Here is a 21,647-nt window from a genome sequence, read left to right as displayed (position 1 = left end):
CACGGTACGCGATCACGTACCCCGGAAGGAAATCAGAAGAAAATCAGCAGCGGAATCCGTGTATGACCGGGACCACCCCGACGATGTCAGCGCCGGCGATCGCCGTAGCCGGCGTCGTAGTCCGGCACACCGGTACCGGTCCGCAACTGCTGGCGACCACGCCCGACGGACCGGATGGTGCCGTTCAAGAAGTCCTCGAACTCGGCGAGCTTGGTGTCGACGTACAGGTCGCACTCCGAACGCAGGCGATCGGACTCGGCGTGGGCGGAATCGATCACGCGCGCGGACTCCGCGTTCGCGGCCTGGACCACCTCGGCCTGCGACACGAGACGCTCCTGTTCGGCGATACCGTCCGCGACGGACCGCTCGTAGGACGCCTTGCCCGTCTCGATCATGCGATCCGACTCCGACCGCGCACGACCGGTCAGCGAGTCGTATTCACGCTGCCCGTCGGCCACCGTCGCGTCGGCTTCCGCCCGCGCATCGTGGACCAACTGCTCGGCATGCGAGCGCGCCTCGGCGACCATGCGATCCGCCTGCGCCTTGGCGTCGGAGAGGATCCGGTCCGCATCCTCGCGAGCGTCGGTGACCGCCTCGTGCGCTTGCGCGTTCGCGGTGGTCACCATCTGCTCTGCATTCTGGCGCGCGTCCCCGACCAACTTGTCACGGTGGTCGAGCACGTCCTGGGCATCGTCCAGCTCACCCGGAATTGCGTCCCGCACATCGTCGAGCAGTTCGAGGACGTCGCCACGCGGCACGACGCACCCCGCCGTCATCGGAACTCCACGCGCCTCCTCGACGATCGCGACAAGCTCGTCGAGTGCCTCGAATACCCGGTACACGCACAACCCCAATCGTCAGATGTCATCGCTGGTGCCGGTGACCAGTCTGCCCCAGTCGACGCCGCGGGGACGCCGAGCCGTTCGGTGTGTCGGCACAGCGTCGAAAGTATGGACGGATCGAACCGCTCAGGCGCCCTCGGCGGCGCGTTCGGCGATTCGGGCTGTCAAGCGGGCGTGCACCTTCTCTGGGACCATGTCCGCCACGTCACCACCGAACGTCGCGACCTCCTTGACCAGCGAGCTGGACAGGAAGCTGTAGGTGGGGTTGGTGGGGATGAAGAGGGTGTCGACGCCCGAGAGCTTCTGGTTCATCTGCGCCATCTGCAGCTCGTAATCGAAGTCGTTGGCACCGCGCAGGCCCTTGACGATCGCCGAGATTCCTTGGGACTTGGCGTAATCCACCAGCAGACCGTGCCACGACGCGACCCGCACGTTGGACAGGTGGCTGGTGGATTCCTCGAGCATCTCGATACGTTCCTCGACGCTGAACAGACCGCGCTTGCTCTTGTTGATCATCACTGTCACGACGACTTCGTCGAACAGCGCCGCGGCACGTCCGATCACGTCGAGGTGACCGTTCGTCACGGGGTCGAAGGATCCAGGGCAGACGGCGCCAGTCATGAATCCAGACCGTAGCAGGTGGCGACCTCGATTCTGGTCTCGCCGTAGCGCTTGACCCGCTCCGGTCGCATGCCGTCCGGCCAAGTGGTCTCGGGCGAACGAGACGAGCGTTCGACGACGACGACCGACCCCTCCCCCACCCAGCCGTGCGCGACGAGCGCGGAAAGCGCCTCGGTCACCGCGCCCTCGGTCACCGCGTACGGCGGATCGGCGAACACGACGTCGAACTCGCGCTCGGCGGTGCCGCCCACGACCGCCGCGACGGGGGCCGTGCGCACGGCGGCACCGGGCAGGCCGACGGTCGTCACGTTCTGCTTGATGACGGCCGCGGCCTTCGCGTCCGACTCCACGAGCACCACGTGGGCGGCACCCCGCGAGAGCGCCTCGAGCCCGAGGGCGCCGGAGCCTGCGTACAGGTCGAGCACGGCGGCGCCCTCGAGATCGATGCGGCTGTCGAGCGAGCTGAACAGCGCCTCGCGGACTCTTTCGGACGTCGGCCGGGTCCCGCTCGCGGGTACCTTCAAACGTCTGCCTCCGGCACGGCCGGCGACGATTCTTGTCACGCTGCAGTCCTGTTCACTCGCCCACTGTCATTCGTTGCCGGTGGTCTCCCTCGTCGACACGACCGCAAGGAGATCGCCACCCTCGACCTGCGAGGCACCGGCGATGGCAACCCGCGAGACGATACCGCTGCGCGGTGCTGTGATCGCGGCCTCCATCTTCATGGCCTCGATCGTCGCGACGGTATCGCCGGCCGACACCCTTTGTCCTTCGGTCACGACGAGCGTGACGGCACCCGCAAACGGTGCAGCGATGTGGCCCGGGTTGTTCTTGTCGGCCTTCTCCGTCGCCGGGACCTCGCTGGCGATGGATCGGTCGCGGACCGAGACGGGGCGCAGCTGCCCGTTGAGGATGCACATGACGGTGCGGTAGCCACGCTCGTCGGGCTCGGAAATCGCCTCGAGGCCGATGAGCAGTTCGACGCCCTTGCCGAGCTTGACGCGGTGCTCCTCGCTGCGGCGCAGGCCGTAGAAGAACTGGTTCGCCGACAGCTGCGAGGTGTCGCCGTACTTGTCGCGGTGCTCCTCGAATTCCTTTGCCGGACCGGGGAACATCAGCCGGTTGAGGGTGGCCTGCCGCTCCTTGGACGATCCGGACAGCCCCTCTTCCTCCTCGGGCGTGAGCTGTGCCTCAGGCTTCGCGGCGCCGCGACCCTCGAGCGCCTTGCTGCGGAACGGCTCCGGCCAACCGCCGGGCGGCGTACCGAGCTCGCCGCGCAGGAACCCGACGACGGAGTCGGGGATGTCGAACTTGGCGGGGTCGGAGGCGAAGTCGTCGGCCGCGACGTCGGCGCCGACGAGGTGCAGTGCGAGATCGCCGACGACCTTCGACGACGGCGTGACCTTGACCAGACGGCCGAGCATGCGGTCGGCGGCCGCGTACTTGGCCTCGACCTCCTCGAAGCGGTCGCCGAGACCCAGCGCGATGGCCTGCTGGCGCAGGTTCGAGAGCTGGCCGCCGGGGATCTCGTGGGTGTAGACGCGTCCGGTCGGGGCGGGCAGGCCGGACTCGAACGGCGCGTATACCTTTCGCAGTGCCTCCCAGTAGGGCTCGAGGTCGCACACGGCCTGCAGGTCTATGCCGGTGTCGTGTTCGCTGTGTGCGGCGGCGGCGACGATCGCGGACAGCGCGGGCTGACTGGTGGTGCCGGCGAGCGGGGCAGCGGCGCCGTCGACGGCGTCTGCACCGGCCTGCCAGGCGGCGAGGTAGGTGGCGAGCTGGCCGCCGGGGGTGTCGTGGGTGTGCACGTGCACGGGCAGGTCGAAGTTGGCGCGCAGGGCGGTGACCAGTTTCGTGGCGGCGGGGGCACGGAGCAGTCCTGCCATGTCCTTGATCGCGAGGACGTGGGCGCCGGCGTCGACCATTTCCTCGGCGAGACGCAGGTAGTAGTCGAGGGTGTAGAGCGTCTCGTTCGGGTTCGCCAGATCACCGGTGTACGACATCGCGACCTCGGCGATCGTGGTGCCGGTCTCGCGAACCGCCTCGATCGCCGGGCGCATCTGATCGACGTTGTTGAGGGCGTCGAAGATGCGGAAGATATCGATTCCGGTGTCGGCCGCTTCCTGCACGAAGGCGCGGGTGACCTTCTCCGGGTAGGGGGTGTAGCCGACGGTGTTGCGGCCGCGGAGCAGCATCTGCAGATTGATGTTCGGCACCGCCTCGCGCAGCGCCGCCAGGCGGTACCAGGGATCCTCGTGCAGGAACCGCAGTGCCACATCGTAAGTCGCGCCGCCCCATGCCTCGATCGACAGCAGTTCGGGTGTCATGCGCGCAACATGTCCGGCGACGTCGAGCAGACCCGACGTCCGGACCCGGGTGGCCAGCAGCGACTGGTGCGCGTCCCGGAACGTCGTATCGGTGACCGCGAGCGCCTTCTGTTCACGCAGCGCCTTCGCGAAGCCCTCCGGGCCCAACGCGAGCAGCTTCTGCCGCGAGCCCTCGGGCGGTGCCACGGACAGATCGATCTTCGGCAGCTTGTCGTGTGGGTAGACCGCGGTCGGCCGCTCGCCGTGCGGCTTGTTGACCGTCACGTCCGCGAGGTAGTTGAGGATCTTGGTGCCGCGGTCGGCCGAGCTGCGCAGCGTCAGCAGTTCCGGACGCTGCTCGATGAATGACGTCGTCACGCGCCCCGCGCGGAAGTCCCGGTCGTCCAGAACCGCCTGCAGGAAGGGGATGTTCGTCGATACGCCGCGGATACGGAACTCGGTGACCGCGCGGCGGGCACGGGCGACGGCAGCCTCGAAATCGCGTCCGCGGCAGGTCAGCTTGACGAGCATCGAATCGAAGTGCGCACCGACCTCGGCGCCGAGGTTGGCGCCGCCGTCGAGACGGACACCCGCGCCGCCCGGCGTGCGGTACGCGGTGATGCGGCCGGTGTCGGGGCGGAAGCCGTTCGCCGGGTCCTCGGTGGTGATGCGGCACTGCAGCGCGGCGCCGCGGATCGTGATCGAATCCTGGCTCAGTCCCAGATCTTCCAGCGTCTCGCCGGATGCGATGCGCAACTGCGCCTGCACCAGGTCGACGTCGGTGATCTCCTCGGTGACCGTGTGCTCCACCTGGATGCGCGGATTCATCTCGATGAACACGTGGTTGCCACGGGTGTCGAGGAGGAACTCGACGGTGCCGGCGCACCGGTAGCCGATCTGCTTCGCGAACGCGACCGCGTCGGCGCAGATCCGATCCCGCAGTGCCGGATCGAGATTCGGCGCCGGAGCCAACTCGATCACCTTCTGGTGACGGCGCTGGACCGAGCAGTCCCGCTCGAACAGGTGGATGACGTTGCCCTCGCCGTCCGCGAGGATCTGGACCTCGATGTGCCGCGGATCGATCACGGCCTGCTCGAGGAACACCGTCGGGTCACCGAAAGCCGACTCGGCCTCCCGCGAGGCCGCCTCGATCGATTCGCGCAACTGGCTGCGCTCGGCAACCCGCCGCATACCGCGACCGCCGCCGCCGGCCACAGCCTTGACGAAGATCGGGAACTCCATGTCCTCGGCGGCCACGAGCAGTGCGTCGACGTCCGCGGACGGATCCGACGACGCCAGCACCGGCAGTCCCGCAGCCTTCGCTGCCGCGATCGCGCGCGCCTTGTTGCCGGTCAGCTCGAGGATCTCCGCCGACGGGCCCACGAAGGTGATGCCCTGCGCCTCGCAGGCCGCCGCCAAGTCCGGGTTCTCCGACAGGAAGCCGTAGCCGGGGTAGATCGCGTCCGCACCGGCACGCTCGGCCGCGGCGAGGATCTCCTCGACCGACAGGTACGCGCGGACCGGATGGCCGACCTCGCCGATCTGGTACGACTCGTCGGCCTTCAACCGGTGTACCGAGTTGCGGTCTTCGTAGGGGAACACCGCAACCGTTCCGGCGCCCAGTTCGTAGGCGGCGCGGAATGCGCGGATCGCAATTTCGCCGCGGTTGGCGACGAGGACTTTGGTGAACATGGGAAGAAAAGTACCGTGCCGCGCGCCACTTTGCGGTAGTACCCCTCCCACGATGCGGACACTTCGCAAACTTCACAAATCAGGGCGCTGACGTGCGAAATTGGCAAGTTTGCAAACAAGGGAAGAAGCCCCAGTACAGCCCCGGGGCCGACCCTGGCCCGGTTCCGCTGGGCATGTGCGGACGCCGATCGAGCCCTCAGGACTTCTCGAGAAACTCGATGCGCTCGGAATCCAGAGCGGACGCGACCATCGCCGCGAGACCCGGGTGCCCGGACAGGTCCGGATCGTCCTCGATCACCCCGCGCGCGAACGACTGCGCCGCCGCAATCACGTCCTCGTGCTCGAGCAGCGACAGCAATCGAAGGGTCGTCGTACTTCCGGACTGCGCCGAGCCGAGGACGTCGCCCTCGCGTCTCTGCCGCAGATCGAGCTGCGCGAGTTCGAAGCCGTCGTTGGTCCCCGCGACCGCTGTGAGCCGCTCGAACGCCGTCGACCCCGGCATCATGTCGGTGATGAGGATGCACAGCCCCTGGTGGCTGCCACGACCCACCCGGCCGCGTAGCTGATGGAGCTGGCTCACGCCGAATCGATCCGCGTCCACCAGCACCATGACGGTGGCGTTCGGAACGTTCACGCCGACCTCGACCACAGTGGTACACACGACCACGTCGATGTCGCCGGCTGTGAAGTCGCGCATCACCGCGTCCTTCTCGTCCGACGGCAACCGGCCGTGCAGCAGCCCGAGCCGCAGATCGTGCATCGGACCCGACCGCATCTCGTCGAACAGGTCGACTGCAGACTTGGTCTCCGGCGGCTCCTTGCCTGCCTTGATCAGGTCGGCATCGCTGTCGCCGTCCCCGATCCGCGAACACACGATGTACGCCTGCCGTCCCGCAGCTACCTCTTCACGGATCCGCTCCCACGCACGTGCGACCCACTGCGGGGTCTTCCGGGCGGCGACCACCTTGCTCACGATCGGCGCGCGGCCCTGCGGCAACTCGCGCAGCGTCGATGTCTCGAGGTCGCCGAGCACCGTCATGGCGATGGTGCGCGGAATCGGCGTGGCGGTCATGACGAGCAGGTGCGGGCTGAGCCCGTCGCGGGCCCGGGAACGCAACTGGTCACGCTGCTCGACGCCGAACCGATGCTGCTCGTCGACCACAACGAATCCGAGGTTGAAGAACTCGACCCGATCCTGGATGAGCGCGTGGGTGCCGATGACGATGCCGGAGTCTCCGGTCACGATGTCGAGCAGCGCCGTCCGCCGGGCAGCTGTCGACATCGAACCCGTCAACAACGTCACCTTGGTCGCCACGTCGGCGGCACCCAGCTCTCCCGCCGCCCCGAGTGGTCCCAGCATCTCCCGCAGTGACCGGGCATGCTGCGACGCAAGCACTTCGGTGGGCGCGAGAAGGGCACACTGATACCCGGCGTCGACGGCCTGGAGCATCGCCCGCAACGCCACGATCGTCTTGCCCGAACCCACCTCGCCCTGAAGCAGACGGTTCATCGGATGGGGCCGGGAGAGATCGTGGGAAATCTCCTCGGCCACCTCCTTCTGTCCGTCCGTGAGTTCGAACGGCAACATCCCGTCGAACTCGGCGGCCATCCCGTCCGGCGCCGGCGGGCACTGCGGGGCGACGCGCACCGCGACGTCTCGCCGGCGCTGCGCGAGCACCAGTTGCAGCGCCGTAGCCTCGTCGAATCGGAGGCGCTCCTGGGCGCGGCCGATGTCGTCGCGGGTGTCGGGCAGATGCACCGTGCGCAGTGCCTCGTCGAGTCCGATCAGGCCGTGCTCGTCGCGGACCTCACCCGGGAGCGGATCCTCGACGACGTCGAGTTGATCGAGAACCTGGCGCACACAACGGAGAATCGTCCAGCTCTCCACCTCCCGCGTCGCCGGATACAACGGGATCAATTCGCGGTCGAAGATCGACATGTCCACGCCGGACTCGGAATCCTGCGTGGCTCGCGCCATGCCGGCAAGCGCGCCCGCGCCCTGGACGTGCGCCATCGAGACGACCGGATCCTCCGACTCGGCGGGCTCGGGGAGGATCAGGTAGCTCGGATGTGTCAGGCTCCACTTGCCGCGGAAGTACTTCACGGTGCCCGAGAACATGGCCCGGACACCCGCGCGCACGGCGTGCTTGACCTTGTGCGGGTTGAAGAACGTGACGTCGACGCTCTGGGACTCGGCGGCGAGCACCACCTTGAGCATCTGTCCGCGCCGGCTCTTCATGTTCACCACCTCGGCCTTGACGACCCGCGCGATGATCGTGACGTGCGAGCCCTCTTCCGGCTCCTTCTCCGTCAACTCTCGGCCCTGCGCCGCGTACCGCTGCGGGTAGTGCCGCAGCAGATCCTCCACGGTCCGGATGTCGAACGCGTCGACGAGAGCGTCGGCGGTCTTCGCACCCAGGAGGTGGTCGAGCCGGTCGCTCAGCGTCGCCATGTCGAGTTTCCCGTCGCCGTACTCACCATCGCATCGCCTTCTACTCGACCCCGAACTGCAACACATCGCGCCCCTGACCGCCCTGGTAGACCATCACCTCGACGCCGGGATGGCGTGAGGTGATGTATGCGGCCACTCGCTCCCCCAGCCCGTCGGCAGCCCGCGCACCCAGGAGAACGGTCACGAGCTCACCGCCGGCACCGAGTACCAGATCCACGAGCCGACATCCGGCGGCGACGACATCCTTCTCGATCACGACCACCTCGTGACCGACGAGCCCGAGCCCGTCTCCCGGCTCGCACGTCCCCACATAGGTGAGAGCCCGCTCGTCCGCGATCCGCAGCGAACCCCACCGGGTCGCGGCGGCGGCCTCCGACATCGCGAACGCGTCGTCCACGGCGAGCCGTTCTGCGTCGTGCACCGCGATTGCGGCAAGCGCCTGCACCGTCGACGAACTGGGAAGGAAGACGACGTCGCGGGCGTCGGCGCGGGCCCGCGCACCGACAGCGATCAGATCCTGCGCCGGCAGCGCCCCGTTGGGCAGCACCACGACCTCTCGACGACCGGTGCCGCGAATGGCTTCGAGCAACTGCCCGGGGGTGACGGCGCCGTCGGATCGCAGGACGTGCGCACCCTCCCGCGCGAACAGATCCGCGGCGCCCTGCCCCTCGACCACCGACAGAACGGCTCGTGGGCTCACCTCGGACGTGCCGGGGACTTCGGTGCGCGCGGCGTCCAATACGAAGCACGTGATCCGCACGTCGTGCAGGCGCCCGGCCCCCAGCCCCGCTTCCACCGCGGCGCCGGCGTCGGTGCAGTGCACGTGCACCGACCAGGTGGGTGCTTCTTCCTCGCCGTCGCCGACGATGACGACCGAGTCGCCCAACGCGCACAGTCGGCCGCGCAGGTCCCCGATGCGCGCCGCGTCCGACTCCGCGACGAGATACATCACCTCGTAGTCCTGACCGGCGGCCTCGTGCGCGAGATGAGCGGGACCGCACCTGTGGTCCGCGTCCGTCGCCGGCCCTTCGACAGCCGGGGTGCGGAACGCCTCTCGTTCGGGCGCTGCGCCACAGACGACCTCGACCAGTGCATCGAGGATCACGACCAGCCCACGTCCGCCCGCATCCACCACACCGGCCGCCCCGAGAACGGCCAGCTGGGACGGTGTGCGGAGCAGGGCCTCGGCCGCCGCATCCGCCGCCGACTTCGCGAGACGGGACAGCGGAGCGTCCACATCCTCGGCGGCCACCGCGTCGGCGGCAGCCGCGAGCACGGTCACGATCGTCCCTTCCATCGGGACGCTCACCGCCTCGAGTGCGAGCGCGGAGGCGTGCCGCAGCGACGACCTCAGTGTGTCGGCATCGAGGCTGTGAGACAGGGTCGTCTCGGCGATTCCCCGCAGCACCTGGGACAGGATCGCCCCCGAATTGCCCCGCGCACCCGTGACCGCGCCGCGCGCGAGCGCCCTGGCGACCGCGGACGCGTCGGAGCCTCGTTCGTCGATCGTCAGCGGGTCGGCCACCCGGACCGCTGCGCGCATCGTCGCGAGAAGATTGGTCCCGGTGTCCGCATCCGGGACGGGGAAGACGTTGAGGTTGTTGATCTCGTCGCACCGCTTCTCGATGCCGGTCACGCAGGTGCGGGCCCATCGGTACAGCGCGGAGCCGTCGACCGCCTCCAGGACCTCGAGCACCCGCGTCGTCCTCTCCCTACGTCGGTAACACGCCACCAGCGGGACGCGGCTCTCGAGAGTCCCGATTCGTCCCAGGCAGCCAGCCTAGCGGGGCCGTACGACGGACCCCCCGCACACGGCCCGGGCACTACCTGTACCGTCATTCCAGTCTTCGACACGGCCCGATCCGCTCTTCATTCGTCTCGGTCCCGGTGATTTGGCCAATCCATGCGGATGCGGTTACCCTTACAGGGTTGCCTCGCATGGGGAGTTCCACTTCGCATGTTCGAAGGCCAGCAACAAGACAATGTTTGACTATCACAAGGAGTTCGCGACTATGGCTGCCGTCTGCGACGTATGCGCCAAGGGGCCCGGCTTCGGTAAGTCGGTCTCGCACTCGCACCGGCGTACCAACCGTCGCTGGAACCCGAACATCCAGCCCGTTCGTGCTCAGGTTGCCCCCGGCAACACCAAGAAGCTGAACGTCTGCACCTCTTGCCTCAAGGCCGGCAAGGTCGTGCGCGGCTGATTTCAGCCTCAGAGTACAAGTCTTCGACTGAACCCCCGATACCCTCCGGTGTCGGGGGTTCAGTCGTTTTCACGGCGCGCCCACGATTCCCCCTGACCATCGCGGTGGATGGGACGGACTACCGGACGGCACAGGTCCAGCGGCTACTGTGCTCCACGTGACTGCAACCGACACACCCAGCAATGTCCGGATCGAGGACGGCGTGCTCCGCGTGGCCGTGGCTACCTCCGCCAACGGAACCTCTCTCGATATCGACGGAATCACCGCGGCGACGGCGGCGCTCCGCGCGGTCGGCAACGACGTGGGCGCGGTGCTACTCGTCGGTGACGGCGCGAACTTCTGCGCCGGCGGCAACGTCCGGGCCTTCGCCTCGGCCGAGAACCGCGGCGAGTTCGTCGGCGAGATCGCAACCGCGTTCCACGAGTTCGTTCGCGCGCTGGACGAGACGAGCGTCCCCGTCGTCGCGGCCGTCCACGGCTGGGCCGCGGGTGCCGGCATGAGCATCGTGTGCCTCGCCGACATCGCGATCGGCGGCACCTCGACCAAGCTGCGCCCCGCCTACCCGTCCATCGGATTCACTCCGGACGGCGGCATGTCCTGGACGCTTCCGCGTATCGTCGGCGCATCCCGAGCGCGCGAGATCCTCCTCACCGACGCCGTCCTGAACGGCGAGGAGTCGGTCCGACTCGGCCTGCTCAGCCGAATCGTGGAGGACGACCAGGTACAGGACGAGGCTCTGCGGGTGGCACGGACACTCGCGGCCGGGCCGAGCGCGTCCTACGCCGGCATCAAGAACCTCTTCACGAGCAGCCGAACCAACACGCTGTCCGAGCAGCTGGACGCCGAGACCGCGTCGATCTCCGCGGCGGCCGACGGGGCCACCGGGCGCGAGGGCGTCGACGCCTTCGTCGAGAAGCGCCGTCCCGACTTCTCGTCCGTCCGCAACTCCTGAGCCGATGTCCCGTACCGCCGACGGCGGTACGGGACACCCGCCTTCAGGGCAGGTTCGGCGTCAGGGCAGGCGCCAATCCACCTGGTCCGCACCGAGTTCCGCGAGCAGGGCATTGGCGCGACTGAACGGCCGCGACCCGAAGAATCCACGCGACGCCGACAGCGGAGACGGGTGCGCGGACTCGACCGTCGGAATGTCGCCGAGCATCGGTTTCAGGGTCGCCGCGTCGCGGCCCCACAAGATGGCGACCATCGGCGTCTGCCGTTCCACGAGTGCGCGGATCGCCTGTTCGGTGACGGCTTCCCAGCCCTTGCGCCGGTGTGATCCGGCGTCGCCGGGTGCCACCGTCAGGACCCTGTTGAGCAGCAGCACACCGTTTTCGGTCCACGGCGTCAGATCGCCGTTCGACGGCGTTGGATACTCGAGGTCAGTGCTGTACTCGGCGAAGATGTTCTTCAGGCTCCGCGGCACGGGACGGACATCGGGGGCCACCGAAAAGCTCAGGCCCACAGCATGTCCCGGCGTCGGATAAGGATCCTGCCCGACGATCAATACGCGCACGTCCTCGAACGGATGCGTGAACGCGCGCAGCACGTTCTCGCCACTCGGAAGGTACTGCCGTCCAGCCGCGGTCTCGGCGCGCAGGAAATCACCCATCTCGGCAATCCGGCCCTCGACCGGCGCGAGAGCCTTCGCCCAGCCCGGATCGATCAGGTCGGTCAATGCCTGGGACGCCATCAGTCGAGCCTGCGCAGCGCGTCGCGGTAGAACGCGGCGTTCGCGGCGTACAACTTCACGTTGAGGTCGAGGTGGCCCTCGGGAACCTCGTAGCCCTCCCGTACCTTGGCCGGAACGCCCAGCGCCATGCTGCGGGGCGGCACCACGAACTTGAAGGGCACCACCGCGCCGGCGCCGACCACCGACCCGGCTCCGACGACCGAGCCGTTCAGCACGATCGAACCGGAGGCGATGAGGCAGTTGTCGCCTATCTGCGCGCCTTCGATGTGGGCGTTGTGCCCCACGACGCAACCCGCACCGATGACGGTGGCATCGATCGAGGTGCAGTGAATCACCGTGCCGTCCTGGATGTTGGTGCCCGCACCGACGCTGATGGTGCCGTAGTCGCCGCGCAGGACTGCCTGCGGCCAGATCGAGGCGCCCGGACCGAGGGTGACGGCACCGATCACGACGGCATCCGGGTGGACGTAGGCGTCCGGTGCGATGTCGGGTTCGCGCTCACCGAGTGCGTAGATAGCCATGCGTGCAACCTATCCCGCGTCGAAGCTCTGCCAGCCACCGGACGTCGCCCACGGCCGGCCGTCGACGAGAACCCCGCCACCGCCACCGTCCGCGCCGGAAACAACGTCTCCGATCACCGACCAGCCTTCGGGAAGATCCGTCCCCTTCGGGAACGTCGCCGCGAGCGCGTGGTCCTCGCCGCCTGCCAGGACCCACTCCCACGGATCCCGTGCCAGAGACCGGGCCGCGTCGAGCAGGACGGGATCCTGAAGGATCCGGCTCCGATCGATCCTGATCCGGACGTTCGACGCCTCCGCGATGTGCCCGAGGTCGGCCACGAGGCCGTCGGAGATGTCGGTCATGGCACTCGCCCCGGCGATCGCCGCCGCGACACCCTGCTCGTACGGAGGCGTGGGGACACGGTGTGCGTCGATCAGCTCGGACACCCCCGCCGCCGACCGATCGCCGCCCGCGAGCAGTAGCGCGAGCCCCGCCGCCGACCGTCCGAGTGTTCCCGCGACGGCAACGACGTCGCCCTCGCGCGCACCCGAGCGCAGCACCGGACTCCGGCCCTCCAGGTCGCCGAGGACCGTGACCGACACGACGATCTCGTCGGCCTGGACCAGATCGCCGCCGACCACCCCCGCCCCGAGCGCCTCCGCCGCTCTGCCCAGGCCGTCCGAGATCCCCGACGCCACCGACGCCGGGGTGTCGGGCGGGCAGCCGAGGGAGACCAGGAACGCCGTCGGCCGCCCGCCCATCGCGGCGATGTCCGCACCGTTCTGAGCCACCGCCTTTCGGCCCACTTCCTCGGGCGTCGACCAGTCCAGGCGGAAGTGCCGGTGCTCGACGAGCATGTCCGCCGACACCGCCGCCCGGCCGTCGGGCATCCGCACGACGGCGGCGTCGTCGCCCGGTCCGAGCAGCGTGGTCGGCGGCTGTGTGCGGCCCTCGACTGCCCGCCCGATCACCGCGAACTCGCCCATCCCGGCGACGGTGCGATCGGCGTCGTCGTGCTGTGGTCGCGAGGTTTCGATGGTGGGCCTCCCAGTCTCGTGTGCGCCGACGGTGTCGTCCGGTCCGAGGATTCGACTCCCGCGACTGCGGTACCTTTTAGTGTGCGGCCGGGCATCCCGGTGCGAGGCGCCGGAACCGGCGTCCCGCGGATCCCCGCGACTCTACCGAGGCGACGGCGTACGACGACGGGAAGGACGGACCCGTGGTGCAGGCTTACGTACTGATCCAGACCGAGGTCGGCAAGGCCGCGGCGATCGCGGCGACGCTCTCGCGCATCGCCGGCGTCGACTCGGCCGAGGACGTGGTCGGACCGTACGACGTCATTGCCCGCGTCGGGGCACCCGCAGAGTCGGGACTGACCGACGTCGTCGACGACCTGAAGAAGGTCCGAGGAATCACCCGCATCCTGACCTGCCAGATCGCGGCGCCCGCCGCACCGACCGAGAACTGAGATGTCCGAACCCGAAAACCCCACACCAGAGCAGACCGAAACGCATCCGGCGGAGAAGCGCAGCCCCGCGCTCATCGCGACTGCCGTCGCACTTCCCGTCGCGCTCGTCATCGGTGTCATCGTCGCCGCTGCGATCGCCGGGCGTTCCCCCGTGAAGGAAGATGTCGGGCTCGGCCCCGTCGAGGCGCCGGCAGCCCAGTCCGCGGAATGCACCACGCTGATGGACAACCTGCCCGAAGACCTCGGCGACTACACGCGAGCCGAACTGCGCGACCCGGCGCCTGAGGCCACCGCCGCGTGGCAGCCCACCGAGGGCGAGCCCGTCGTGATGCGGTGCGGCCTGCCTCGTCCCCCCGAGTTCAACCAGGCATCGCCGCTCAGCGTGGTCGACGGCGTCCAATGGTTCGAAATCTCGGGCGCCCCGCAGGGTATCGAGGCCAGTACGTGGTACGCGGTCGACCGCGGGGTATACGTCGCGCTGACCGTGCCCAACGGGTCGGGCCCGACCCCGCTGCAGGACGGCTCGGCCGCAGTCGCGCAGTCGCTGCCGCAGAAGCCGCTCGACCCCGCGCCGGTACCCAACCCGTAGCGCGCCGCGCGGGCCGGGTGCCGGACGCTGGGATCAGCTCAGCTCAGCGCAGCCCCGTCCCGCGCGCGACTGCGGTGTCGACGAGAGTCGACACCAGCGTGGCGTACTCGACGCCGGCCGCCTGCCACATGCGCGGGTACATCGAGATCGACGTGAAGCCGGGCATCGTGTTGATCTCGTTGATCACCGGGCCGTCCTCGGTGACGAAGAAGTCGACCCGGGCCAGGCCCTGGCAGTCGAGCGCACGGAAGGCCTTCACCGCGAGTGCGCGGATCTGCTCACTGACGTCGTCGTCGAGCTTGGCCGGGACGTCGAATTCGCAGATGTCGTCGAGGTACTTGGTGTCGAAGTCGTAGAACGCGGACTCGTCACCGCCGGTGTCGGGCATGCGGATCTCGGCGACGACACTGGCGCGCACGTCGCCGTCGGGGAACTCGAGGACACCGCACTCCACCTCGCGCCCGACGATGCCGGACTCGACGATGACCTTGGGGTCGTGCCTGCGCGCCTCGGCGACCGCTGAGTCGAACTGCGACCAGTCCGCGACACGAGTGATCCCGATGGACGAGCCTCCGCGGGCCGGCTTCACGAACACCGGGAGCCCGAGCTGCTTCTTCTGCTCCTCGGTGACGGTGGACGTCCCGGGGCGCAGCACCACCTGGAAGCCGACGGGCAGACCCTCGGCCGCGAGAAGCTTCTTGGTGAACTCCTTGTCCATGCCGGCAGCGCTGGCGAGCACACCGGGACCGACGTACGGAATCCCCGCGAGCTCGAGCAGACCCTGGACGGTTCCGTCCTCGCCGTACGCGCCGTGCAAGACCGGGAAGACGACGTCGACCGACGCGAGCACCTGACCGGCCTGCGTGTCGTCGAGGGACACGAGAGCACCCGCGCGTGTGGGATCGGCGGTCAGGGCGAGCGCCTTGCCGTTCGCGTCGACGGTCGGCATGGACCGGTCGCGGATCGCGAGATCGGCGGGATCGGTCGAACCGAGCACCCACGCACCATCGGTCGTGATGCCGATCGGTACCACCTCGTAGCGATCCGGGTCGAGGTTCCTCAGGACGCTGCCGGCGGAGACACAGGACACCGAATGTTCGTTACTGCGGCCACCGAAGACGACGGCGACCCTGGTACGCGGATTGTTCACGCCCCAAACCGTACCGTTGCGCGCACCCTTCCTACGAACCGACCGAACAGCTCGATTCGATCGGCCTGCGACTACTCCGGCTTGATGCGACGACCCAGCAACATGCCGACCGCATCGTGAACGGACATGCCCTCGTGACACACCCGGTGCACGGCGTCAGCGAGCGGCACCTCGACACCGTTCGCAGCGGCAAGCGCCCTCACCGACGTGCAGGACTTGACCCCCTCCGCGATCTGGCCGTTGGTCGCAGCCTGCGCGCTCTCGAGCGAACCACCGAGGCCGAGTCGCTCACCGAACGAACGGTTCCGCGAGAGCGGCGAGGTGCAGGTCGCCACCAGGTCGCCGACGCCGGCCAGCCCGGCGAGTGTCGCAGCATTGGCGCCCAGAGCGACGCCGAGTCTGATGATCTCCGCGAGGCCCCGCGTGATCAGGCTCGCGATCGTGTTCTCCCCCAGGCCGATCCCGGACGCCATTCCGCACGCCAGCGCAATCACGTTCTTGCAGGCGCCGCCGACCTCGCAGCCGATCACATCCGTATTGGTGTACGGGCGGAAATAACTTGTTGCACAAGCCTTCTGAACAGCGAGGGCGCGAGCCTCGTCGGTGCATGCGACGACCGTCGCAGCCGGCTGACCGAGTGCGATCTCGCGCGCGAGGTTGGGCCCGGACAGGACCGCGACACGCGAGAGGTCCACCGCCGCCACCTGCGAGATCACCTCACTCATCCGGAGCAGGGTCACGGACTCGATGCCCTTCGCAAGACTGAGCAGTGTCGCGTCCGGACCGATCGCCCCCGTCCACTGCTGGAGATTGCCGCGCAGCGACTGGGACGGCACGGCGAGGACGACGATGTCCGCCCCGGCGAGAGCCTCCTCATGATCGGCGGTCGCCGACAGCGTCGGCGGTAGCGCAATCCCGGGCAGGTAGTCCGGGTTCTCGTGCCGGGAGACGACGGCGTCGGCGATCTCGGTCCGCCGAGCCCACAACGTCACGTCGGTTCCCGCGTCGGCAAGCACTTTCGCGAACGCCGTCCCCCACGATCCCGCCCCCAGAACCGCCGCCTTGCTCACGCCGCCCCCTCCACTCCGCGCTCACCCGAGTTGTTCACTGCCCACACCGTTCCGCTGCCGACCTGCCCGCTCACTACCTGCGAACACGATATCCCCCACACCAACCGGTCGCCGGTCGCGCTGCACCGTCGGCGCGGCTGGCAAGATTGGCCGCATGAGGGGTGTGAACCGACAGGAACGTGCGGCACATACCCATGTCCACACCCATGTCATCGTTGCCGTCAAGGACCTGAGTCGAGCGAAGACCCGCCTCGCCGAAGCGTTGTCGGCCGCCGACCGGACCGACCTCGTGGTGGCGATGCTGCGCGACACGCTGTCGGTCCTCGTGGGGGCGCGTGACACGATCGAGACCGCTCCGATCACCGACATCACCGTCGTCACGCCCGACCCGATCGTCGCGGCGATCGCCGCTGAGTGCGGGGTTCATCATCGACCGGACCCGGTCCGCCGCACCGGCGGCGAATCCGGCCTCAACGCGGCCCTCGCAGCCACGGAACGGACGCTCGAAACAGCCCCCGACCTCACCGACGTCGTGGCCCTCCAGGCGGACCTCCCTGCGCTCCGGACCGGCGAACTGCTCGACGCGCTCGCCCAGTCCCGCGCAGCCGGGCGCGCGATCGTCGTGGACCACACCGGCACCGGCACCTCGGCCCTCTTCGCATGCGGCCCCGGCGCCCGACTCGACCCGAGATTCGGAACCGGCTCCGCCCGAGCCCACATCGCGTCCGGCGCCCACGTCCTCGACGGCCCGTGGCCGGGTCTGCGCCAGGACGTCGACACCCTCGACGATCTGGTGGCGGCGGCGCGACTGGGCCTCGGGCCGGCGACACAGGTCGTTTTCGATCGCCTCGGATGCACGCCGGGTGTCCGGCAGGCCTGATGCATGTGAACTACGCGTGATCGATTGTCCTGCCTGTGAAACTCGAGGGATGATCGTGGAGTGAGCAACGGGAGAGCACTCGAGCGAAGCACCGACTCCGACCGCACCGCGGAGGACGGCTCCATCCCCGACCGGACGCGACCGGACATCGGAAGCGGCCGCTCGGCCATCATCCCCACCGCGCCCCCGGCGGCCACGCCCACCGGGGCTCCCGACGGCGGACTCCCCGCGGCGCGCTACCTCAACCGCGAACTGAGCTGGCTCGACTTCAACTCTCGTGTCCTCGCCCTCGCCGAGGACACCTCGCTGCCCCTGCTCGAACGCGCCAAGTTCCTCGCGATCTTCGCGTCCAACCTCGACGAGTTCTACATGGTGCGAGTCGCCGGACTGAAGAGGCGGGACGAAACCGGCCTTTCGGTGCGTTCGGCGGACGGCCTCTCGCCCCGTGAGCAGTTGGCGTTGATCGGATCCCGCACGCAGGAGATCTCCTACAAGCACGCGCGGGTGTTCCTCGACTCCGTTCGCCCCGCCCTTGCCGAGGAGGGCATCTCGATCATCGGCTGGGCAGATCTCGATGCCGAGGAACGGCGCCGGCTGTCTGCTCACTTCCACGAGCAGGTCTTCCCGGTCCTGACGCCCCTGGCCGTCGATCCGGCGCATCCGTTCCCCTACATCAGCGGTCTCAGTCTCAACCTCGCGGTCACAGTGAAGGACAGGGCGACCGGCGGCGAGCACTTCGCGCGCGTCAAGGTGCCGGACAACGTCGACCGGTTCGTGCGGGTGACGCGCACCGACAACCCGAGCGCGATCGCGGCGTTCCTGCCGACCGAGGACCTCATCGCCGCCCACCTCGACGTGCTGTTCCCTGGCATGGAAGTGGTGGAGCACCACGCGTTCCGTATAACGCGCAACGCGGATTTCGAGGTCGAGGAGGATCGCGACGAGGATCTGCTCCAGGCGCTCGAACGTGAGCTGGCGCGCCGTCGGTTCGGTTCCCCGGTTCGCCTCGAGGTGGCGGACGACATGACGGACCACATGCTCGAACTGCTGCTCCGCGAACTCGACGTCGACCCCGGCGATGTGATCCAAGTTCCTGGGCTTCTTGATCTTTCGTCGCTATGGCAGGTCTACGGCGTCGATCGCCCCAACCTGAAGGACGCCCCGTTCGTTCCGGCCACGCACCCCGCGTTCGGTGAGCGAGAGACACCCAAGAGTGTCTTCGCGACCCTGCGTGACGGCGACGTTCTCGTTCAGCACCCGTACGATTCGTTCTCCACGAGCGTGCAACGGTTCATCGAACAGGCCGCCGCCGACCCACAAGTGCTGGCCATCAAGCAGACGCTGTACCGCACGTCCGGCGACTCCCCGATCGTCAACGCACTCGTCGACGCGGCCGAGGCCGGCAAGCAGGTCGTGGCACTCGTCGAGATCAAGGCACGCTTCGACGAGCAGGCGAACATCAAGTGGGCGCGCAAACTCGAACAGGCCGGAGTCCACGTCGTATACGGACTCGTCGGTCTCAAAACACATTGCAAGACATGCCTGGTGGTCCGTCGTGAGGGTTCGACCATCCGCCGCTACTGCCACATCGGAACCGGCAACTACAACCCCAAGACGGCGCGCCTGTACGAGGATGTCGGCCTGCTCACCGCCGCACCGGAGATCGGCGCCGACCTGACGGATCTCTTCAACTCGCTCACCGGGTATTCGCGAAAGTCCCAGTATCGCAACCTTCTCGTGGCCCCGTACGGCGTTCGCGCCGGAATCGTCGAGCGCATCGAAACCGAGATCGAGCACCGGAAGGCGGGCCGAGAGTCGGGAATCCGGCTCAAGGCCAACGCCCTCGTCGACGAGCAGGTGATCGATGCGCTGTATCGGGCCTCGCAGGCCGGCGTGCCGGTCCGAATCGTGGTGCGCGGCATCTGTGCACTCAAGCCCGGGGTTCCCGGCCTGAGCGAGCACATCGAGGTGCGCTCGATCCTCGGCCGGTTCCTCGAACACTCCCGGATCATGCACTTCCAAGGTTCCAACGAGTTCTGGATCGGCAGCGCCGACATGATGCACCGCAACCTCGATCGCCGTGTCGAGGTGATGGCGCAGGTCAAGGATCCGCGGCTCACCCGCCAACTCGACGAGATCTTCGAGTCCGCACTGGATCCCACGACCCGATGCTGGGTCCTCCAGTCCGACGGCAGCTGGCAGGCCGCGCCCGCCCGCGGCGAGAAGGTGCGCGAGCACCAGGAAGAAATGATGCGCCGGCGCAGATCCACCAGCTCCTGACGCGGAATCCGCTCCAGTCCGCCATTCGATCGCGATCCCGGTCGAGGGAAGGAACCACAGCCTTGAGTCCCGATAAACCGGTCAAAGCAAACATCTTCGCGGCCGGCGCAGTTTTGTGGCGCAAGTCACCGACGAATCCGTACGAGATCGAAATCGCACTCATTCACCGGCCCAAGTACGACGACTGGTCATTTCCCAAGGGGAAACTCGACCCCGGGGAAACCGCGATTTCAGCCGCCGTCCGTGAGATCCACGAAGAGACCGGAATTACGGCGCAATTAGGGCGACACCTCTCACGTGTGACATATCCGATACCGGGGCATCGCAAACTCAAACGCGTCGAATACTGGGCCGCTGAGGCGGTATCGGGCCAATTCACACCGAACGACGAGGTGGACGAGTTGCGCTGGCTGCCTCCGGACGAAGTACCCGATCAGCTGTCGTATCCCATGGATCGAACCATCTTGCGCCGGTTCGTACAGCTGCCGCCCGACACCACGACAGTCCTGCTGGTCCGCCACGCGAAGGCCGGGAGCCGCAAGAAGTACGTGGGAGACGACGACCTGAGGCCCCTCGACGAGAAGGGCCGCGCTCAAGCCGAAGCCCTTGTCGCCCAACTCCGAGCCTTCGGAGCGTCGGAGGTCTCGTCAGCCGACCGAACCCGGTGCGTGCAGACCGTGGAACCGCTCGCAGAGTCGCTGGGCGTACCGATCGGCATCGAATCGCTGCTCTCCGAGGAGGGGTACGCGGCCGACCCCGCGGGCGCTCGGGCACGCGCGCGGAAGATCGCCGCGAGGGGTGGCGTGCAAGTCATCTGCAGCCAGGGCGGCGTAATACCCGATCTCCTGGACTGGTGGGCCGAACGGGACGGCATCGCTCTGCCCGCTGCTCGAAACCGCAAGGCCAGCATATGGGCGCTCTCGCTGTCGGGTGGGCGACTGGTGGCGGCTGACCACATCGACAGCCCGTTGCCGACCATCCGCAACGAAGCCTGAACCTCGGGTACACGACAAGGCGGCCACGGGATTGAATCCCGTGGCCGCCTTGTCAGTTACGGAGTATTCCGGCGAAGCCGCCTACTGGCGACTTACTTGCGCGCGGTGCGCTTGGCCGGAGTCTTCTTTGCTGCAGTCTTCTTCGCGACGGTCTTCTTGGCTGCGGTCTTGGCCGGAGCCTTGGCCGCAGTCTTCTTCGCGACAGTCTTGGCTGCGGTCTTGGCGGGAGCCTTGGCCGCGGTCTTCTTGGCCACGGTCTTGGCCGGAGCCTTCGCCGCGGTCTTCTTGGCGACAGTCTTGGCTGCGGTCTTGGCCGGAGCCTTGGCCGCGGTCTTCTTGGCCACGGTCTTGGCCGGAGCCTTCGCCGCGGTCTTCTTGGCCACGGTCTTGGCCGGAGCCTTCGCCGCGGTCTTCTTGGCCACGGTCTTGGCCGGAGCCTTGGCCGCGGTCTTCTTCGCCACGGTCTTCTTGGCGGCGGTCTTCTTCGCCGCCGTCTTCTTGGCCGCCTTCTTCACGGGCTCTGCCGCGCCGCGCTTGACGGCCGGACCCGCGCTGGGAAGCTTCTGGCCACCGGCGATGAGCGCCTTGAACTGAGCGCCCGGACGGAATGCCGGAACCGACGTCGGCTTGACCTTGACGGTCTCACCGGTACGCGGGTTGCGTGCGACGCGCGCTGCGCGACGACGCTGCTCGAAGACACCGAAGCCGGTGATGGTGACGCTCTCGCCGGAGTGGACGGCACGCACGATCGTGTCGACCACGTGCTCGACGGCCTCGCTGGCGGTGCGCCTGTCCGTGCCCAGCTTCTCGGTCAGAACATCGATCAGCTCTGCCTTGTTCATGGAAATTCCTCCGCAAGCTAATGGTCCACCGTCGGACCGACTATGAACTACGGTAAACCCGAAAT

The 21,647-nt window shown here is 68.1% G+C and carries 19 protein-coding genes; 7 read left to right on the top strand and 12 right to left on the bottom strand.

The annotated features are described in order from the left end of the window. Window positions 1-86: 86 nt before the first annotated feature. The 6 genes from C8K36_RS04425 to C8K36_RS04400 form a co-directional block, all read right to left on the bottom strand. Window positions 87-842, bottom strand: coding sequence for a DivIVA domain-containing protein (locus tag C8K36_RS04425; protein ID WP_107983164.1), 756 nt, complete (start codon window positions 840-842; stop codon window positions 87-89). Window positions 843-968: 126 nt separating this feature from the next. Further along, complete coding sequence (coaD, locus tag C8K36_RS04420) at window positions 969-1,463, bottom strand: pantetheine-phosphate adenylyltransferase (RefSeq protein ID WP_107983163.1); 495 nt, start codon at window positions 1,461-1,463, stop codon at window positions 969-971. Further along, on the bottom strand, window positions 1,460-2,026 hold the full coding sequence (gene rsmD, locus C8K36_RS04415) for a 16S rRNA (guanine(966)-N(2))-methyltransferase RsmD (RefSeq protein WP_107983162.1): 567 nt from the start codon (window positions 2,024-2,026) through the stop codon (window positions 1,460-1,462). The genes coaD and rsmD overlap by 4 nt, the downstream gene beginning before the upstream one ends. Before the next feature lie 27 nt (window positions 2,027-2,053). Then, a complete protein-coding gene (locus tag C8K36_RS04410) occupies window positions 2,054-5,461 on the bottom strand; it encodes a pyruvate carboxylase (protein ID WP_107983161.1) in 3,408 nt (1,135 codons plus the stop codon). Between the two features lie 196 nt (window positions 5,462-5,657). Next, the gene (recG, locus tag C8K36_RS04405; RefSeq protein WP_107983160.1) at window positions 5,658-7,913 is read right to left on the bottom strand and encodes an ATP-dependent DNA helicase RecG; all 2,256 of its coding nucleotides are present in this window, start codon (window positions 7,911-7,913) and stop codon (window positions 5,658-5,660) included. Between the two features lie 40 nt (window positions 7,914-7,953). Beyond that, window positions 7,954-9,609 carry a DAK2 domain-containing protein gene (locus C8K36_RS04400; protein ID WP_107983159.1) on the bottom strand — a complete coding sequence of 552 codons (1,656 nt, stop codon included), beginning with the start codon at window positions 9,607-9,609 and terminating at the stop codon, window positions 7,954-7,956. A 316-nt stretch (window positions 9,610-9,925) separates the two neighbouring features. Between C8K36_RS04400 and rpmB the strand changes: the two genes are divergently transcribed. Beyond that, window positions 9,926-10,117, top strand: a complete 192-nt coding sequence (gene rpmB, locus C8K36_RS04395) for a 50S ribosomal protein L28 (RefSeq protein WP_005519049.1) — start codon at window positions 9,926-9,928, stop codon at window positions 10,115-10,117. Between the two features lie 157 nt (window positions 10,118-10,274). After that, a complete protein-coding gene (locus C8K36_RS04390; protein WP_107983765.1) occupies window positions 10,275-11,069 on the top strand; it encodes an enoyl-CoA hydratase-related protein in 795 nt (264 codons plus the stop codon). A gap of 60 nt (window positions 11,070-11,129) precedes the next feature. On the opposite strand, the gene C8K36_RS04385 is transcribed toward C8K36_RS04390, so the two are convergent. Genes C8K36_RS04385 through C8K36_RS04375 form a run of 3 tightly spaced genes read right to left on the bottom strand, consistent with a single transcriptional unit; the run spans window position 11,130 to window position 13,294 of the window. Beyond that, window positions 11,130-11,807: a uracil-DNA glycosylase gene (locus C8K36_RS04385; RefSeq protein WP_107983158.1), complete on the bottom strand. Its 678-nt coding sequence runs from the start codon at window positions 11,805-11,807 to the stop codon at window positions 11,130-11,132. Beyond that, window positions 11,807-12,328, bottom strand: coding sequence for a gamma carbonic anhydrase family protein (locus C8K36_RS04380; RefSeq protein WP_107983157.1), 522 nt, complete (start codon window positions 12,326-12,328; stop codon window positions 11,807-11,809). The genes C8K36_RS04385 and C8K36_RS04380 overlap by 1 nt, the downstream gene beginning before the upstream one ends. 9 nt (window positions 12,329-12,337) lie before the next feature. Continuing rightward, window positions 12,338-13,294, bottom strand: a complete 957-nt coding sequence (locus tag C8K36_RS04375) for a thiamine-phosphate kinase (protein ID WP_420910839.1) — start codon at window positions 13,292-13,294, stop codon at window positions 12,338-12,340. A gap of 233 nt (window positions 13,295-13,527) precedes the next feature. Here C8K36_RS04375 and C8K36_RS04370 point away from each other — a divergent pair, with 233 nt between their 5' ends. Together C8K36_RS04370 and C8K36_RS04365 are read left to right on the top strand one after the other, a co-directional pair. Further along, window positions 13,528-13,776, top strand: coding sequence for an Lrp/AsnC ligand binding domain-containing protein (locus C8K36_RS04370; protein WP_107983155.1), 249 nt, complete (start codon window positions 13,528-13,530; stop codon window positions 13,774-13,776). Between the two features lies 1 nt (window position 13,777). Next, a complete protein-coding gene (locus C8K36_RS04365) occupies window positions 13,778-14,365 on the top strand; it encodes a DUF3515 domain-containing protein (protein WP_107983154.1) in 588 nt (195 codons plus the stop codon). Window positions 14,366-14,408: 43 nt separating this feature from the next. Here C8K36_RS04365 and C8K36_RS04360 read toward each other — a convergent pair whose 3' ends face one another. Both C8K36_RS04360 and C8K36_RS04355 read right to left on the bottom strand, forming a co-directional pair. Beyond that, window positions 14,409-15,515: a D-alanine--D-alanine ligase family protein gene (locus C8K36_RS04360; protein ID WP_107983153.1), complete on the bottom strand. Its 1,107-nt coding sequence runs from the start codon at window positions 15,513-15,515 to the stop codon at window positions 14,409-14,411. A gap of 71 nt (window positions 15,516-15,586) precedes the next feature. Next, the gene (locus C8K36_RS04355) at window positions 15,587-16,585 is read right to left on the bottom strand and encodes an NAD(P)H-dependent glycerol-3-phosphate dehydrogenase (RefSeq protein ID WP_107983152.1); all 999 of its coding nucleotides are present in this window, start codon (window positions 16,583-16,585) and stop codon (window positions 15,587-15,589) included. Window positions 16,586-16,739: 154 nt separating this feature from the next. On the opposite strand from C8K36_RS04355, the gene cofC reads away from it, so the two are divergent. From cofC to C8K36_RS04340, 3 genes are all read left to right on the top strand, one after another. Beyond that, window positions 16,740-17,465, top strand: a complete 726-nt coding sequence (cofC, locus tag C8K36_RS04350) for a 2-phospho-L-lactate guanylyltransferase (protein ID WP_107983151.1) — start codon at window positions 16,740-16,742, stop codon at window positions 17,463-17,465. A 123-nt stretch (window positions 17,466-17,588) separates the two neighbouring features. Further along, the gene (locus C8K36_RS04345) at window positions 17,589-19,745 is read left to right on the top strand and encodes an RNA degradosome polyphosphate kinase (RefSeq protein ID WP_420910854.1); all 2,157 of its coding nucleotides are present in this window, start codon (window positions 17,589-17,591) and stop codon (window positions 19,743-19,745) included. A gap of 62 nt (window positions 19,746-19,807) precedes the next feature. Further along, complete coding sequence (locus C8K36_RS04340; RefSeq protein WP_107983149.1) at window positions 19,808-20,740, top strand: NUDIX hydrolase; 933 nt, start codon at window positions 19,808-19,810, stop codon at window positions 20,738-20,740. 92 nt (window positions 20,741-20,832) lie between these two features. On the opposite strand, the gene C8K36_RS04335 is transcribed toward C8K36_RS04340, so the two are convergent. Next, window positions 20,833-21,582, bottom strand: a complete 750-nt coding sequence (locus C8K36_RS04335; protein ID WP_107983148.1) for an HU family DNA-binding protein — start codon at window positions 21,580-21,582, stop codon at window positions 20,833-20,835. Window positions 21,583-21,647: the final 65 nt, after the last annotated feature.

Origin of the sequence: Rhodococcus sp. OK519, from assembly GCF_003051005.1 — a bacterium.
GTDB lineage: Bacteria > Actinomycetota > Actinomycetes > Mycobacteriales > Mycobacteriaceae > Prescottella.
The sequence above is the reverse complement of the archived record's forward strand: the minus strand, read 5'-3'. Positions and strand labels throughout refer to the sequence as shown.

Excerpts from the sequence above, each read along its gene's own strand:
- C8K36_RS04335 (WP_107983148.1), bottom strand. The coding sequence starts at position 21,582 with ATGAACAAGGCAGAGCTGATCGATGTTCTGACCGAGAAGCTGGGCACG.
- recG (WP_107983160.1), bottom strand. The coding sequence starts at position 7,913 with ATGGCGACGCTGAGCGACCGGCTCGACCACCTCCTGGGTGCGAAGACC.
- coaD (WP_107983163.1), bottom strand. The coding sequence starts at position 1,463 with ATGACTGGCGCCGTCTGCCCTGGATCCTTCGACCCCGTGACGAACGGT.
- rpmB (WP_005519049.1), top strand. The coding sequence starts at position 9,926 with ATGGCTGCCGTCTGCGACGTATGCGCCAAGGGGCCCGGCTTCGGTAAG.
- C8K36_RS04410 (WP_107983161.1), bottom strand. The coding sequence starts at position 5,461 with ATGTTCACCAAAGTCCTCGTCGCCAACCGCGGCGAAATTGCGATCCGC.
- C8K36_RS04365 (WP_107983154.1), top strand. The coding sequence starts at position 13,778 with ATGTCCGAACCCGAAAACCCCACACCAGAGCAGACCGAAACGCATCCG.
- cofC (WP_107983151.1), top strand. The coding sequence starts at position 16,740 with ATGAGGGGTGTGAACCGACAGGAACGTGCGGCACATACCCATGTCCAC.
- C8K36_RS04380 (WP_107983157.1), bottom strand. The coding sequence starts at position 12,328 with ATGGCTATCTACGCACTCGGTGAGCGCGAACCCGACATCGCACCGGAC.
- C8K36_RS04375 (WP_420910839.1), bottom strand. The coding sequence starts at position 13,294 with ATGGGCGAGTTCGCGGTGATCGGGCGGGCAGTCGAGGGCCGCACACAG.
- C8K36_RS04385 (WP_107983158.1), bottom strand. The coding sequence starts at position 11,807 with ATGGCGTCCCAGGCATTGACCGACCTGATCGATCCGGGCTGGGCGAAG.